This is a genomic window from Cohnella sp. LGH (genome assembly GCF_017671885.1).
In the GTDB taxonomy this organism is placed as follows: domain Bacteria; phylum Bacillota; class Bacilli; order Paenibacillales; family Paenibacillaceae; genus Cohnella; species Cohnella phaseoli.
In genome coordinates, this window is sequence record NZ_CP072117.1 from 2,024,587 (window position 1) to 2,040,009 (window position 15,423).

At 58.1% G+C, this 15,423-nt stretch carries 10 protein-coding genes; 1 reads left to right on the top strand and 9 read right to left on the bottom strand.

Features of this window, described 5'->3' with window-relative positions:
• Positions 1-13: 13 nt before the first annotated feature.
• From J4772_RS08175 to pxpB, 9 genes are all read right to left on the bottom strand, one after another.
• Positions 14-916 (bottom strand): sugar phosphate isomerase/epimerase family protein, encoded by a 903-nt coding sequence (locus J4772_RS08175; RefSeq protein WP_209074835.1) that lies wholly within the window; start codon positions 914-916, stop codon positions 14-16.
• Between the two features lie 715 nt (positions 917-1,631).
• Positions 1,632-2,774 carry a GntR family transcriptional regulator gene (locus tag J4772_RS08180; protein WP_209074836.1) on the bottom strand — a complete coding sequence of 381 codons (1,143 nt, stop codon included), beginning with the start codon at positions 2,772-2,774 and terminating at the stop codon, positions 1,632-1,634.
• A gap of 1,085 nt (positions 2,775-3,859) precedes the next feature.
• Positions 3,860-4,495 (bottom strand): YcnI family protein, encoded by a 636-nt coding sequence (locus J4772_RS08185; protein WP_209074837.1) that lies wholly within the window; start codon positions 4,493-4,495, stop codon positions 3,860-3,862.
• Between the two features lie 133 nt (positions 4,496-4,628).
• Positions 4,629-5,309 carry a response regulator gene (locus J4772_RS08190; RefSeq protein ID WP_209074838.1) on the bottom strand — a complete coding sequence of 227 codons (681 nt, stop codon included), beginning with the start codon at positions 5,307-5,309 and terminating at the stop codon, positions 4,629-4,631.
• On the bottom strand, positions 5,306-6,166 hold the full coding sequence (locus J4772_RS08195) for a sensor histidine kinase (protein ID WP_116062669.1): 861 nt from the start codon (positions 6,164-6,166) through the stop codon (positions 5,306-5,308). The genes J4772_RS08190 and J4772_RS08195 overlap by 4 nt, the downstream gene beginning before the upstream one ends.
• Before the next feature lie 69 nt (positions 6,167-6,235).
• Positions 6,236-7,906 (bottom strand): copper resistance CopC/CopD family protein, encoded by a 1,671-nt coding sequence (locus J4772_RS08200; protein ID WP_209074839.1) that lies wholly within the window; start codon positions 7,904-7,906, stop codon positions 6,236-6,238.
• 21 nt (positions 7,907-7,927) lie between these two features.
• The gene (locus J4772_RS08205; protein WP_209074840.1) at positions 7,928-10,051 is read right to left on the bottom strand and encodes a putative bifunctional diguanylate cyclase/phosphodiesterase; all 2,124 of its coding nucleotides are present in this window, start codon (positions 10,049-10,051) and stop codon (positions 7,928-7,930) included.
• 104 nt (positions 10,052-10,155) lie between these two features.
• Entirely contained in the window at positions 10,156-10,899 is a 744-nt protein-coding gene (locus J4772_RS08210; RefSeq protein WP_209074841.1) for a LamB/YcsF family protein, read from the bottom strand.
• Positions 10,896-12,647: a 5-oxoprolinase subunit PxpB gene (gene pxpB / locus J4772_RS08215; RefSeq protein ID WP_209074842.1), complete on the bottom strand. Its 1,752-nt coding sequence runs from the start codon at positions 12,645-12,647 to the stop codon at positions 10,896-10,898. Before pxpB ends, J4772_RS08210 begins: the two co-directional genes overlap by 4 nt.
• Positions 12,648-12,878: 231 nt before the next feature.
• Between pxpB and J4772_RS08220 the strand changes: the two genes are divergently transcribed.
• Positions 12,879-15,299 (top strand): MMPL family transporter, encoded by a 2,421-nt coding sequence (locus J4772_RS08220; protein ID WP_209074843.1) that lies wholly within the window; start codon positions 12,879-12,881, stop codon positions 15,297-15,299.
• Positions 15,300-15,423 lie beyond the last annotated feature (124 nt).

The following is a 15,423-nucleotide window of genomic DNA, read 5'->3' on the forward strand; positions in this document are numbered from 1 at the left end:
TTTTCCCCGCCTCCTAGTCCTTAACGAACTGCCGCCAGTAGTCCACCGATTCCTTATGATCCTGAACGATCCGGAACTCCGTCGACCATGCCTCGCGATGCGACAGCTCGAACACAAGCTCCGCCTCCTCCGCGCCGGACTGCTCGATCGCCTCCAGCAGCTTCTCTCCGTGAATGATGCCAAGCGCGTTGTACTCCTCCGTAAAAGGCCAATGTCGGCTATGATTCAGCTCCGTCTGCTGGATATGAATAATCGGGGATACGCGGCCCAGCTCCCTCACCCAGCGGTAAGGATCGCGATCGTCCGGATGCGGAGCGTGACCAACGTCCAGACACACCTTGAAAGGCAGCCCCGCCCCGTCGTTCAAGCGCTCCAGCAGTTCTTTCGTGTCTTCGACCGTATTCGCCATTTCCCGGGGAATGGACATCGGCTCGAACGTCAGGTAGTCCATTCCCAGGTCCCGACAATACCAGCTCAGTTCCTTCCACAGCTTCAGCGCTTCTTCGATGACGAATTCCCTGCGCTTGACGTCGTCGAAGTCCGTAAACGTCAAAATGCCGAAATGGCTTCCGGTCGATTTTGCCCCGAGAGCGACGGACGCCTTGGCGAACTTTTTGAACCACTCCAGCCAAATCCGCCGCGTTTCCGCATCCGGATGCATGAAGTGATTCACCCGCGTAAACGCGCTCGTGAACGTCGACGTCACATTCAAACCGTACCGCTGTGTGCTTGCATTGATCCTCTCTACCTGTCTCAGGACGTAGTCGTCCGGCAGGAACACATTGAGCAAGTCCGCGACGAGCTGCACGTTGCGGACGCCCATCTCCTCGGCGACGAGCCTCGACCATACCTCCGGCTCGACGTACTTGTTGATCGCAAATCCGAGATTCATTCCCAGCTTCAATTTTGCGGGCATTCGGTTCTCTCACCCTTTTCGTATTATTGATTCTTTTTTAATACTATTTTGTTTCACTGATACATTCAAGGGTGTTTTAAGCAATTTGAGTAAAAAAACTATGGCAGCCCCATTCGCATATATGAACTCGATAAACTCGTGTAATATCGCTTGAACTGAGTGGCTTTGTGGTCTGGTAGGCGGTTACTCGAGCAGATTCGAGCTTTCCTCTGCTTCTTACGGTCTGTCAGACCCTTACGCACCCAAATTCGTGCTTTCAACCTCCTCTTACGGTCTGTCAGACCCTTACGCACCCAAATTCGTACTCTCAACCTCCTCTTACGGTCTGTCAGACCCTTACGCACGCAAATTCGTGCTCTCAACCTCCTCTTACGGTCTGTCAGACCCTTACGCACCCAAATTCGTGCTTTCAACCTCCTCTTACGGTCTGTCAGACCCTTACGCACCCAAATTCGTACTCTCAACCTCCTCTTAGGGTCTGCCAGACCCTTACGCACGCAAATTCGTGCTCTCAACCTCCTCTTACGGTCTGTCAGACCCTTACGCGAGCGGTTTCGAGCACTCCAGCCCTTCTTGCGGTCTGCGAGCCGTTTCTCGTAGGCATACTGATATCTACCTCAGTTGGTCCGCTTTAGAAAAAGCGACGAAAATAAATAAAAACCCGCCCAAGGACCAATCGGTCCCTTGAAAGGGTTTCTGCCAAATTCGTATATGCTTATATATTTGAATCTCCGATTGCTCTGACGCTATCCCGCTCCCTCAGGCGAGTCGGGATAACAAGCGGCGGACGACGGGACGACGGATCGGCGATGAGCTCGGCAAGCATTTGCGCCGCCGCAAAACCGAGCTCTAAAGCCGTCTTCTCGACGGTGGTCAGCGGCACGGGCAACAGCTCGGAAAAGGCGAAGTCGGTAAAACCGACGATCGACAGGTCGTTTGGCACGGACATGCCGAGCCGGTGCGCAACCTGCATGACGGACAACGCCACATAGTCGTTGGAACAGACGACTGCCGTCATGTCGCGGTTCGCTCCAAGGTAAGCGGCCAGCCGCTTCCCCTCCTCTCCGGACTGGGTGTGCGTGTCGCCGAGTTGATGCACGAGGCTCAAGTCTAGGCTTAAGGAAGCGTCCAGGAACGCCTGCGTATACCCGTTGAACCGATCCTCTCGACTCATCAGGCCGCGGAAGGGCTCGGAGACGTAACCGATGCGGCGATGCCCGCGTTCGATCAAATAAGCGGTCATTTCCAGCGAACCGCGAAAATGGTCGTGGTAGACGCTCGGGATGCTGATTTCCCGGAAAGCCCGGTCGACGACAACGACCGGGAAGCCCTGTGTATGAAGCCTTAACAGCACCTCGTTTAACGTATCGTGGCGCCCGGGGTATACGATCAATCCCGCCACGCCGTATCGCTGCACAAGCTCTTCCGCCATCTTGTCTTCCTTCTCCGGCTCCCCAGAAGTAAAACGGATCAACATCTCAAATCCGCGCTCGGCCAGCCCCTCCGTCAGCGCCTGCAGCACGCGCCCAACATACTCGTCCGGATCAGGCAGCAGCACACCGACCGTAGGACGGTCCGCTATGCGCAGAGGGCTTCTCTCCCGCTCCGTCCCGCCCTCCTCCGGCAGCTTGGCCAGAAACGTTCCCCGCCGCGGCATGCGGTACACAACGCCCTCGCGTGCAAGCTGAAGCAGCGCCTCCTTGCTTGTCCGGCTGCTGACGCCGTACATTCGGGCAAGCTCCGTCTCCGATGGAACGGGATCGTGCGGCTTCAGTCCTTGCTCGCGGATCAGCTCTAATATTTTCACTCTCATCTGCTCATAGAGCACGACTGGCCCCTTCGTCAACTTTTCTCTCATCGCTCGGCTCCCCAATAATACATTTACATATCAGATGTATTATAGCGAAATTAAGGACAAGGAGAAACCCGCTTCTACATCCCAAAAATCTCCGACTGAACGATTGGGAATTGACTACCACTAACTCACTATAATCTCATGGGGTAAATCGTTATGGCTTCGTTGGACGCTGATACGCGATTTCTTCGCCAATCCCCTCCTCCAATGCTGTCAGCGCAAGTCGCTCCATGATCCAAGAGAAAAGGTTGTGGAGGACCGAAGCCTTTGGGACTCAGGCCAAAAGAGAGTTCGGAGGCCAAAAAGGTGCCTTCGCGGTGGCCGGAAGAGAGTGTGGAGGCAAAAAAAGTGCCTTCGCGGTGGCCGGACGAGAGTGTGGAGGCAAAAAAAGTGCCTTGGCGATGGCAGGACGGGAGTGTGAAGGCAAAAAAAGTGCCTTCGCGGTGGCCGGACGAGAGTGTGGAGGCAAAAAAAGTGCCTTCGCGGTGGCCGGACGAGAGTGTGGAGGCAAAAAAAGTGCCTTCACGGTGGCCGAACGGGAGTGCGGAGGCAAAAAAAGTGCCTCGCGGTGGCCGAACGGGAGTGCGGAGGCAAAAAAAGTGCCTCGCGGTGGCCGGACGGGAGTGTCGAGGCAAAAAAAGTGCCTTCGCGGTGGCGAGACGGGAGCGTGGAGGCAAAAAAGGTACCTTGGTGCTACCTCAGCAGTGGAGTAACATTGCTCCTCGTCTCCGTCAAGCTGCAGGTGAGGGACGTTCAATTAGACGCACGTTATATGATGCTTTCGGGCAATTCTTACTCGCCCCTACGCATGTGAAATATTCATGCGTATGAATTGGTCGGTTTTATGTTGATGCGAATGGTTTAGTCATTTTATGTTGATACGAATAGTTTAGTCGGTTTTATGTTGATACGAATGGATTAGTCGGTTAAATGTTCAGGAGTATTGATGGGTCGATTGTATGTTCACGCGTAAATTGGTCGGTGTATGTTCATACGAGGATTAGTCGGTTATATGTTCATGCGAGGATGGGGCGGTCATAAAAAAAACGCCAAGAAACCGCGGCTTCTTGGCGTTCTCCCCTATTAAATTATCCCCGCTTAGGCTTGCGAACAATCGCAACGATCAGCGCCAGAACGCCCGCGGCAAGTCCGGCGATCGCCAGCGACAGTGTCAATGTATCCCGCCCGCCTTCATCGTTGGCGTCGCTGTCAGCAGCAGTTGCCCCGCTCGAAGCGCCGTGTCCGTCACCGTGACCGTCGCCGGTCGCAGCCGTCACCGTAGTGATCGAGGCCGGTTTATCGGCGTCCGGTGCGCCCGTCCATTCGACGACCTCTCCGTCGGAGTAAGTCTGGTACGCTTTCCAGCTCAGTTCCTTGGCTTCTTCGGCGACTTTGCCCTGCATGCGGAATTCGCCGAACTCCGTAGCGCCGAGGCCGTTTCCGGTCGCCTTCCAAGTGACGCTGACGATTTTATCCTCCGCGCCCTTCTCGATCTCATACGTCCATTCCGCCTTAGGCTCGAAACGGCTGATGTTGACGCCGTCCGGAATCGCCACCTTCACCTGGGTCGTAGCAGCGTCCTTCTCGGACGGAACGCGAACGGTGAACACTTGATAGGAGCCTGCCGGCACGGAGCCCGGTTGAACCGTCACGTGAGCGCTGGCCAAGCCCGCGAAGCCGAGCGACAGCAGAAGAACAAGCAGCAAAGATACGCTTTTTTTCATTGGAATATCCAACCTTCCTGATTCGATTAGTTAACGATATTCCACAGTATAGTCCGTTCCCGGCAGCGGCGCATGACCCGAAAGAGTCATTTCGTTCTGCTCATTGTGACAATATTGAAACATCGCCGTTCGTCTACTCCGGCTCGACCATTCCCCGTTCATAAGCATATCGGGTCAACTGAACCCGGTTATCGAGATGAAGCTTCTGCAAAATATTTTTCAAATGATTTTTGACCGTATGCTCGGACAGCCCGAGCAATGCGGCGATTTCCCGGTTCGTCTGCCCACGGGCGACCTCTTGGAGAATATCCCGCTCCCGCGGCGTCAAGCCGCCGCCGCCGTCCTGCATCCGCTCCCTGGTCGAGTCCGTCGCGTGACCGGGCTTGCGATCGGCAAACTCGCGAAGGATCGACATGGCTACGTCCGGATTCAACGGAGCTTCGTCGAATGCGACCGCGCGCAAATAATCCCGCCAAGCGGCAGGATTCAAGTTTTTCAGCAAGTAGCCCTGCGCGCCCTTCTTAAGCGCCTCGAACAGATGCGAGACATCGTCCGACACCGTTACCATTACGATCTTCACCGCGGGAAACGACGTTTTGATCGCCTTGACCGCTTCCAATCCGCCCATTCCCGGCATGTTGATATCCATCAAAATCATATCCGGCGCAAGCTCCTCCGTCATTCGAAGCGCTTCCTCGCCGCTGGCGGCTTCCCCGACGACGGTGAACTCCTCCAGCGAGGATACGATCGTCCTCATCCCTTCTCTCGCGTGCCGATGGTCGTCGGCCAGCAGCAATCGTACGACCCTGTTCATTCCTTCTTCGCCTTCCTCCCGCTTTTGACGAGCTCCACAACCGTCCGTTCCCCACGTCGTTCGGCCAGGAACGACCAGCCCATCGCTCCGGCCCGGTCCCTGACCATGCGCAAGCCGAAACGCCCCTGTGCCTGAAACGGATCGCCGCCGAACCCAACGCCGTCGTCTTCGATGCGGCAGCGAAAACCGCCCGCTCCGTCCGGTTCCCCGACAACATACACATGCGAAGCTCTCGCATGCTTGCGAACGTTGACCAGCGCCTCCCGAACGCAGGCGTGAAGCTCCACCTTCTCCTTATCGGTCAAGCCGTCATCCGGAATCGTCCACTGAAAATCCGCCCTGGCTCCGCTAAGCTCCGCCGTCTCGCCGAGCAGCTCCCGCAGCGGTCCGACCCACGCGGCCGATTCCGGCGAAGGAGGAAGGCGCAGATTGGCGATCGCCTGGCGTACATCCTCGTGCATGACCCGGACCGTCTCCCTAAGCCCTTTGGCCAGCTCCCGCACCGATTCCTCCCGGCTCGCCCCGTCAAGCTGGTCCAGCTTAACGGCGAGCAGAAACAACGACTGCGAAATTCCGTCATGGAGCTCCCGCGCCAAGCTCTCCCGTTCCTCTAACGCCGCCTTCCCTTCCTTCTCCCGCTGCAGTTCCTTCTGGGACTGCTCCAGACGCGCGAACAAGCTGCGTACCAACGTCAAGGTAACGGCCAGCACGATAAACGGCGCCAACAGGTTACCCAGCTCCATCGACACATACGGCAGCAGGAAGGCATGCCTGACATACTCCCACAAGCCGATCGTCAGCGTCGGAATGAGTAAAATCAGCCATTTGATTCTTCTGTCCTTACTCCGGTTATCCAACCCGCTTCCCCCTCCCCGCTCCCGTCGCTACGCGCTGTGTGATCGAAATCGGACTTTTTGAAACAATTGCTAATAGATACGATACGTCGTCTCTACAACCCGCTCCGTATCTTCCGCATCGGTAACCCGGACCTGCGCCTTCCATTGTCCTGCGAACGGCAGATAAGGCCCCTCCGCCGTATACGTCGATTTTTTATAATCCGGAAATGCATCCTGCTCTTCGTCCTCGTACGGCTGAAGCGGTACGTCGATATAGCCCATCCCTTCCCGATCGAGCGGGAGCAGACGCAATTGAACGCTTTTCGCCTCGCCTTTGCCGACCCATTCGGGCAGCCATATTTTCAATGTAAACCGGTTTTCACCGGGCGTATTCGGCGAGATGCGCAGCGTGACGTGCATATCCGTGCCCATCTTGTGATAGCTGAGCGGCTCGTTGACCGGCAGCGGCGTCTGATAGGTCAGAATGCCGACGCAGAGCACGATGCCCGCCAGCAGACCGATGTCCACCTTCAGCAGACTCCCGCGCGGAAGCTCGCCCTTCTTCAGGCGCAACCGGATCAAGAACGCCGTCACGGCTACGAGCAGAGAAATGGCGATTTTGGCGATCAGCCATTTGCCCCAGGCGGTGTACTGCAAATATTCCAAGGAAGGCAAATATTTGAGCGTTGACAGAATCCCCGTCACCCACAGCGCGAGGAACGAAATCAACGCCCATTTGGAGAAGACGAGCGCAAAACGTCCCGCCTCGGGCCGCTCCTTGTACCACACCGCGAGCAGCAGCACTAGCCCTCCGCTCCATAAAGCGGCGGCAACCAGATGCGCATAATCCAGCGATATCGTGTAAGAAATCGGGTCAAACGCCGCCGCATGCCCCGACCAAGCTTCCGCGAACAACGCGAGCGCAGCCCAGACCACCCTCAGGAAACCTTTCAGCGAAGGAAGCAAAGGAGCCGCCAACGCCAGCAGCAGTTCGGCAATGTACAATCTTCCGATCGTCGTTTCCGTCAAAATGCGGCCCCACTCGGATAGCGGCTCGCCTTGGCCCAGATCGCGCAGGCTGAAGAAAACATAAGCAAGCGTGGCGATCAACGCGAATTTGCCCGCTAAGCCAAGCGACCGGGAATGCGTATCGCGAACGATCGGCGACATGGTGCGCAGCAAGCTCCACAGCGCCAGTCCGGTCGCAGCGAGAAGCCCGGCGTAATACAAAATTCTGGCCGCGTACAGCAGGAAGGAGTCCGCGCCCAGACCCGCTCCGCCATGATTGTGGGAATGGCCGACCTGCTGATGCGGGTCCAGCTTACTCTTATCAAGCGGCGCGGGATTGCCCACCGTAAACACGTAAGCTCCGGAAATCGGGTGTCCGTCGGCCGAAATGACCGAATAGGAGACGGTATAGTGCCCTTCCCCGAGCTTCGTCAGTCCGACTCGGATCCCTTTGCCTTCTTCGATGCGCTCAAGCTCGCCCTTGGCGACGTTCTTCGACGACTCGTTAAGCACGAGCAGCTTGGCTCCTCCGTTGTCCAGCCTTTCGTTAAAGACGATCTCCACCGCATCCGGACTTGCGTCCATCCGGGAATCCGCCTGCGGACTCGCCTTCTCCAGCGTGGCGTGGGCTTGCGCCTGCCCCGGGGCTCCGAAAAGCGAAAACAGAACAAAACCGGCGCCCAACAAAGCGATGGCGAAGACGCGCACCACCCATTTTCTATCCCTTAATTCTAGCTTTCTTAAATACAACATTTATGCCTCCTTCCGGATCTTTCAACCGTTAGCAGCAGCCGACTCCCGTTTCGACTTGTCCAGCTCGTACAAGCTCTGGAACTGATCGGGCGGAACCGGCTTGGAGAAATAATAGCCTTGGGCCTCCTGACATTTCAGCTCTTTCAGGAAGGCGACCTGACCCTCGTTCTCCACTCCTTCGGCCGTCACCTTGATCTCCAGACTAAGCGCCATCGCGGAAATGCCCGACACGATGGCCGCATCGTTGCGATCCGTCAGCACCTCGTCCACGAATGTGCGATCGATCTTCAGCTTGTCGATCGGGAACCGCTTCAAATAATACAGCGAGCTGTAGCCGGTCCCGAAATCGTCGATGCTGATTCGCACCCCCAGCTTCTTGAGCTGCTTCAGCATCTCGGTCGCATAGGTGACATCGGCCATGATGCTCTCGGTAATCTCGAGCTCCAGCCACCGGGGCGGCAACCCCGTCTCCGATAATATTTTTTCGATGCGAGCGCAAAGATCGTGTTGACGGAATTGACGAATCGATAAGTTGACAGACAGAACGATCGGCGGCAGTCCGAGATCGTGCCAACTCTTCATTTGCTGGCAGGCGTTGCGCAGCACCCATTCCCCCAGAGGCAAAATGAAGCCGTTCTCCTCGCATAGCGGAATGAACTCGGACGGAGGGATTTCCCCCTTCTGCGGATGCTGCCATCTAAGCAGCACTTCGACTCCCACGAGATAATCCTGGCTAAGATCGACCAGCGGCTGGTACACTAGGCGAAATTGCCCAAGCTCCAGCGCAATGCGCAGATCGTTCTCCAGCAGCAGCCTCTCCCTGGCCTTCTGATTCATCCTCGTCTCATATCTTTTCCAGCCGTTGCGCGATTCCTTTGCTCCGTACATCGCCGTGTCCGCGTTTTGCAGCAGCAGGTCGAGCGTTTGGCCGTCTTCCGGATAGATCGCCAGTCCGACGCTGCCTGTAATGTGGAAGGCGGACGGGCCGGCCCTCAGCGGCTGGTCGAACAGATTGACCAGCCGCTGCGCCTCCTCCTCCGCTTCGTTCGCGTCGCGGATGTCGCTCAGCAGCACCGTAAACTCGTCGCCGCCGAGTCGGAACACGTTATCCGGGCTGTTCACGTTGGCCGTCAAACGCTTGGCGATCGAGACGAGCAACTGGTCGCCGAACGAATGGCCCATCGAATCGTTGATCGTCTTGAACCGATCGATGTCGAGCCATAGCAGCGCGAAACGACTGCCATCCTTGTACGATTGGGTCATCTCGGACCGAACGCGTTCCGAGAATAGCCGGCGGTTGGGAAGAGCGGTCAACTCGTCGTGGTAGGCCATATACTGAATGCGGGCTTCCGCCTTTTTCTGTCTTCTGTGAGGCTCCTCGATCAGAACGAAATAAATTCCCTTCAGCAGAAAATAGTAGCCGATCAGCTTAAAACCTTCTCCGAACAGATCCTGCGGCGAGCCGAGCCCGCTGCCCAGCATTTTCTCCAGCTTGGCCAGCAGCAGCCAGATGAGCGCCTGGACGATCGTAAGCATCGATTCCGGGCGTTCGACCCGATTGCGGTACAGCAGCGCGAAGATCGTTGCCGCATAACACAGCAGCGTTAGGATTTGCTGGTACGGTTCGATCGAATCGATCAATGAAACATTCCAGCTCTCCGCGCGAAAAACGAAAGCTGCGGCGACCGCAACGGTAACGAGTACGGGAATGATCGCCAGAATGCGAGTTTGCGGCTTTACTTGCGCGTTGCCGAGCGAGAAAATGACAAGCAGGCCGACCGCCCCGGTCGATTCGGCGATCCATTCCAACAGAACGCTTGGCGTGTCGCCGACCGCCCCTTCGTACAAAGGCATGCTCGGAGCGCTTATGGCGTGCAGCAGTCCCAGCAACCCGACCGCCGAGAACAACGCCGCCGTCATCAGTCTGTGCCTGCACAAGGTCGGCACGAATACCATCCAGCCTAGGATAAGCAAGGCAAAACAAACCGCGAAAGCCAATGATTCCAAAATGAGGTGAATAGCGTAGCGATCGAGCGAATCAAGCGGCGTCTGGAGCCAGCCGCCGCTCCATTGGATGCCGGCGAACGCAACGGCCGCCAGAACGACCGTCCAGACCGTTTTCAATTCCGTGCGATTAATCCACATACACTGCCTCCGACGAATTCCCTTTTCAATGCCCATTCATCAATACTAAATTTTCCACATGAACAACTTCTTTTCCTGCACGAAAAACTGCGGTCATTCGACAATTATTCGACGCTTTTCGTCTCGTTTGCATGCGGAGCGGCGATTTCGAATCCCTCTTGCTGCAACTTCTCGGCAATTTGTCGGGCAAGCTCCGCCGCTTGCGGCGTGTCTCCATGCACGCATAACGTCTGGAATCTTCCTTGTCCGGCTAATGCAAGAGCTTGTCGAACGACGTCCTCCGACCGTTCCAGCACCGCCCCCGGCAATCGCCGCGATACCAGCTCGCCATCCGGCGAATAAGCGCGATCGGCGAAGCCTTCGGCCGCGTAGCCGATGCCGAGCTTCGCGGCGGCAGCCTCCAAGCTGCTGCCCGGCAGTCCGTACAGCAGCAGCTCCGGGTCCAGGCTCCGCACCGCCTGCGCAACCTCCTCGGCGAGATTCGCATCCTTGGACGCCATATGATAGAAAGCGCCGTGAAGCTTCACGTGCCGCAGCCGTCCTCCCGCCGCGCGCGCGAAGCCGGACAGCGCTCCGACCTGGTACAGGATAAAGTCCGCCGCTTCGCGCGGGGAAATCGCCAACTCTCTCCGTCCGAAGCCAAGACGGTCGGGCAAGCCGGGATGCGCTCCGATCGCTACTCCCCTGCTCACGCAGGCTTCTACGGTCGCCCGCATCGTATGCGGATCGCCCGCGTGGAAACCGCAGGCGATGTTCGCAGACGACACGACGTCGAACAGCCGATCATCCTCCCCGTATTCGTAGGCGCCGAAGCCTTCCCCCAAATCCGCGTTCAAATCTATTTTCATTTCGCTTCTCCTTTACTCGCGGCTTGTGCGAATCGCAGGCAGATTCCGGCTTTCAGCAGCGCATGCTCTCGGAGCCTCCGCCTCCACGCCTGCTCGGCTTCCTCAAGCGTAACCGCCTCGAAGGCGAGCATGCAGCCCGGCGCCGCTTGCGCCAGCAACGGCCAATCGGCCCCGATGACGTGCCCGATCTTCGGATAGCCGCCCGTCGGCTGACAGCCCGCTCCCAGCACGATCGGCTTTCCGTCCGAAGGCACCTGAATCGTCCCGGCGATGACGCTGTGCGAATCCAGTTCGGTTCCTCCGTCCCGAATCAACGGGTCGCCGGCCAGCCTCAAGCCCATCCGATCCGAAGAGGCTTCCACCCGATACTCGGCGTCAAGCAGCCGCTCTCTGGACGCCTCGGTAAACTCCTCCCACTCTTCTCCCGGCACAATGCGAAGCGTAAAGCCTTCTCCGCCAGGCCAAGCCAAGCTGCTTATATCGTCGGCGGCATGCCAGCTTACAGAGCTCCATGCAGCTTGCTCGTCAGCGGCTTCAGCTTGCTTCCTAAGCGCCCTTAACAATGCCTCCGCACGGAAGGCAGGAGCTCCGGCGGCAAGCGCATCTCCGGCCGCGAGCGGCCGACCGCCGCCGCCGAAGCCCGCTCGCGGCTCCGCGCTGCGGCTTCCGAGAACCTCCGGCACGTCGATCCCGCCCGCGATCGCCACGTAGGCGCGACAGCCGGAACTAAGCTTGCCGAACGATAGCTCCGTGCCTGCGGATACATATACCGGCCTGTTCAGCGGAACGGGATCGCCCGCCGCAAGCGGCGATATATCCGCGCCGCAGATGGCCAGCAGCAAATCTCGCTCGGCTAAATAGCTGCCGCCAACCATCGTCAGCTCCAGCACGGCGGCTTCCTCCTCATTGCCGACAAGCAGGTTGGCCCTGCGCATCGCCCAAGCGTCCATTGCCCCTCCGGCCGGTACGCCGTACGCCCGCCAGCCTGCGCGCCCGGCATCCTGCACGGTCGTCAGCAGCCCCGGCTTCAGCACCCTGAGCGCCGGGGTCTCCGGAGCGAAGAAAGTATTTTTCTCCCCGTCTTCCCGCAGCTCCAGCTCTGTGGAGAGAACAAAGCTGACGGCGTCGCCCGGCTTGAGCAGGAAGGGCTCCCGTTCCTCCGGCCGAAATAGCGGAACGGCCGTTCGGCCAATGACTTGCCAACCTCCCGGCGATTCGTTCGGATAGATACAGGTTCGGCCGCCGGCCACAGCCACTGATCCGGCCGGTACCCGCTTGCGCGGACTAGGCCTGCGAGGCTGCTCCAGCCTTTCGTCCAGCCCGCTTAAATAAGGAAATCCCGGAGCGAACCCGATCATCTCCACCTTGTACTCGGCTGCGGCGTGAAGCTCTGCGAACTGCGACTCCGTCATGCGGCTTCTGGCTGCGCAAGCCTCCAAATCCGGTCCGTTCTCTCCCCCGTAAACGACGGGCAATTCGACCCGCCGGGCGGCCGGCGGATTTACCGCTTCATAATCGTTCCACAGCCCGATCAATTCCGTCGCCGCATCCTCTATCGATGAACAAGAAGGCTTCAAATAAAAAGCGATCGCTCCGCTGACCGCCGCAGCTTCCAGCAGCCAAGACAGCCCCAATCCGGCAATGGCGGAAGCGCGCGCGGCAAGATAGGCGGTCTCTACCGGCTCGCGCCAACGGAAAACAAACGCCCGATCTCCCAGCGAGATCGTCTCGAACGCATGTCGACGCATTCGGAGCCTCCTTTCCGTAACTTTCATTTGCAACGTTTTCGAAGATCACGGTACAATTATACTATAGGCAAGATCGGATTGGTTCAAAAGCGGAATCGCAGTCACACCGGAAAGGCTGATCTTCGTTAAGCCAGACGCCGACGAAGAATCGGCCTTTCCCCGTGCGCATCCCCATTCGAAAGAGACCGCCTCTTGTCCGCCCCGTACATCTCTGAGGGAGGGACCCGCAAATTGGAAAAGTGGATAAGGACAATCGCCAAGCTGCGTTGGGTCGTACTGGCGGCTTGGCTGGCGGCAGCTCTTCTCTCGTTATTCGCGCTGCCGAACCTGCAGACGATTCTTAAGCATTCGGAGCAGCGGTTTCTGCCGGATAGCGCGGACTCTGTGCAGGCGACGCAACTGCTGCAAAATATCGATCCAGGCAATCGTTCCCTCTCCGGAGCCGTGCTGGTTTTCTCCCGGGACGAAGGCTTGCGCGAGTCGGACAACGACTGGTTGAATGCAACGCTTCATGAAATCGACAACCGCAAAGCCGAGCTGGGCATAACTAGCGTTGTCTCTTCTCTCACGCAGCCGGAGCTCGCAGAACGGCTGCTCAGCCAAGACGGGACGACCCGTCTTGTGCTGGTCAATCTGCCCGCCGCCGACTTCGAGGACGTCACGCAGGCGACGCTTGGCCGCTTGAAAAGCATGCTCGCCTCCGCCCCCGAAGGAGCTAATGCGCTGCTGACCGGAAGCGCGCCGCTGTCCCAGGATTTTCAGAAGTCCGCCGAAAACGGTCTGCGTCGCACCGAGATGCTGACGATCGGCCTTGTGCTCGCCATACTTCTGATGCTGTTTCGCTCCCCCGTGGCCCCGCTGCTCCCGCTAGTTACAATAGGGATCAGCTTCGCCGTATCGGAGGGACTGCTTGGAGCTTTAGCGCAGTGGGGGATTCCGATTTCTCATTTCACCGAATCTTTTCTGATCGCGGTTTTGTTCGGCGCGGGAACGGATTATTGTATTCTATTGATCCAACGTTACAGGGAAGAACTACAGAGCGAAAGCGGCGGAAAAATCAACCGGGTCGACGCGCTCGTCCGTACGATGACGAGCGTAGGCGGCACGATTCTATATGCGGCCAGCACCGTATTCGCCGCCTTTCTGCTGCTCGGTGCCGCGGAGTTCGGCCTTTACCGCTCCGCCGTCGGCGTGTCGCTCGGCGTGTTAATTACGGTTGCGGCCGCGTGGACGCTGACGCCGTCGCTGCTGCTAATATTCGGCAAGGCGGCGTTCTGGCCCGCTCGCCGCAAACCTGCTGCTCGTTCCAAGCCGCTATGGGACAAATTGGCCGCCATCTCCATGAAGAAGGCGGCACTCGTGCTGATCGTCTCCGTCGTCTGTCTCGCGCCTCTAGCTTTGCTCTTCCAAGGCAAGAGAACGTTCGACGACCTGTCCGAAATCGATCCGAAGCTGGAATCCGTTATCGGCTTCCGGCAAGTCGAGAAGGCGTTCAGCGCCGGAGAAGTGTTCCCGGTCACGATCGCGGTCACGGCCAAGCAATCGATGCGAACCACATCCGGCCTGGCGGCGCTGGAGCAAGTAAGCGCGGAGCTGGCCGCTCTCCCGTACGTGCGCGAGGTGCGCAGCGCCGTTCGCCCGCTTGGAAGGAAGCCGGAGCAGTTGACCGTGTCCGGACAGCTTAAAGGCCCGAACGTCGGAGAACTCATCCGAGCGCTGGAGGGCGAACAGCAAATTTTAATGGCCGCTCTGCGAGAAATCGCGATTCATTCCACTCCGCTAAGTCAGGGCATGCTCGGCATCTTATCGTCCGCCCGGCAACTGCAGGAGGGGTTCTCCCAGCTGCTTCAGTCGCAGTTCGACTCCTGGAAGCGGCTTGAGATTGCCAATCCGGCGCAGCAAGAGGGTTCTAAGCTCAGCGCAGGAGAACAAGCGCTCAACTACTACATCGCTCCGGACGGACGAACGGCGAAGTTCGAGCTGCTGCTAAAGCCCCATCCCTATTCAGACGAGGCGATGGATGCGATTCCCGAGCTTGCGAGCTTTGTTCTCAACAGCATGGATCGTACTTGGCTGGAGCAGCCCCAGGCGTTCGTCACCGGCGTAACTGCCAAATACAAGGAGCTAAGCGGGATTTCCTGGCGGGATTTCGCCCGCACCGGCTGTCTCGTGCTGGCCGGAATCGCGGCGGTGCTGGCGCTCCTGCTCCGTTCGTTCGTCAAGCCGTTGTGCCTCTTGCTGTCGCTCGGCTTGAATTACTTGATCACGATGGGAGTTCTGGAGTACATCTTCGTGAGGGTGCTCGGCTATGCCGGGTTGTCGTGGACCGTCTCGTTCTTCGTCTTCATTATTACCGTCGCGCTTGGCGTCGACTACGGCATCTTCCTGATGGCGCGATTTAAGGAGGAGGAGCAGCGCAGCCCGAGAGCGGAGGCTATGGCCGTCGCCTTGTCGACAACCGGCGGCATCATTCGCTCGGCAGCCGCGATTATGGCGGGAACATTCGGCGCGCTCGCCTTCTCGGGGCTGGATACGCTAGTCCAGATCGGCGTCGGAGCGCTGATCGGCTTGCTGCTGTACGCAACTCTATTCACGGGGCTTATCGTGCCCTCGATGATCCACTTATTCGGCAGATCAGGCAGCAAGCGATAGACATGGCGGGGCTGCAAGCAGGCAAATGCGGCTTCCGCCTAAGCTTCCGGACGGCTCACGCTTCCTCCTCAACCCCGAAAAATAAAAAACCACATGCAAATCCCCCTATTCGACACATGCCATT

Coding starts and splice junctions, on each gene's coding strand:
- J4772_RS08175 (WP_209074835.1), bottom strand. CDS start 916: ATGCCCGCAAAATTGAAGCTGGGAATGAATCTCGGATTTGCGATCAAC.
- J4772_RS08180 (WP_209074836.1), bottom strand. CDS start 2,774: ATGAGAGAAAAGTTGACGAAGGGGCCAGTCGTGCTCTATGAGCAGATG.
- J4772_RS08185 (WP_209074837.1), bottom strand. CDS start 4,495: ATGAAAAAAAGCGTATCTTTGCTGCTTGTTCTTCTGCTGTCGCTCGGC.
- J4772_RS08190 (WP_209074838.1), bottom strand. CDS start 5,309: ATGAACAGGGTCGTACGATTGCTGCTGGCCGACGACCATCGGCACGCG.
- J4772_RS08200 (WP_209074839.1), bottom strand. CDS start 7,906: ATGTTGTATTTAAGAAAGCTAGAATTAAGGGATAGAAAATGGGTGGTG.
- J4772_RS08205 (WP_209074840.1), bottom strand. CDS start 10,051: ATGTGGATTAATCGCACGGAATTGAAAACGGTCTGGACGGTCGTTCTG.
- J4772_RS08210 (WP_209074841.1), bottom strand. CDS start 10,899: ATGAAAATAGATTTGAACGCGGATTTGGGGGAAGGCTTCGGCGCCTAC.
- pxpB (WP_209074842.1), bottom strand. CDS start 12,647: ATGCGTCGACATGCGTTCGAGACGATCTCGCTGGGAGATCGGGCGTTT.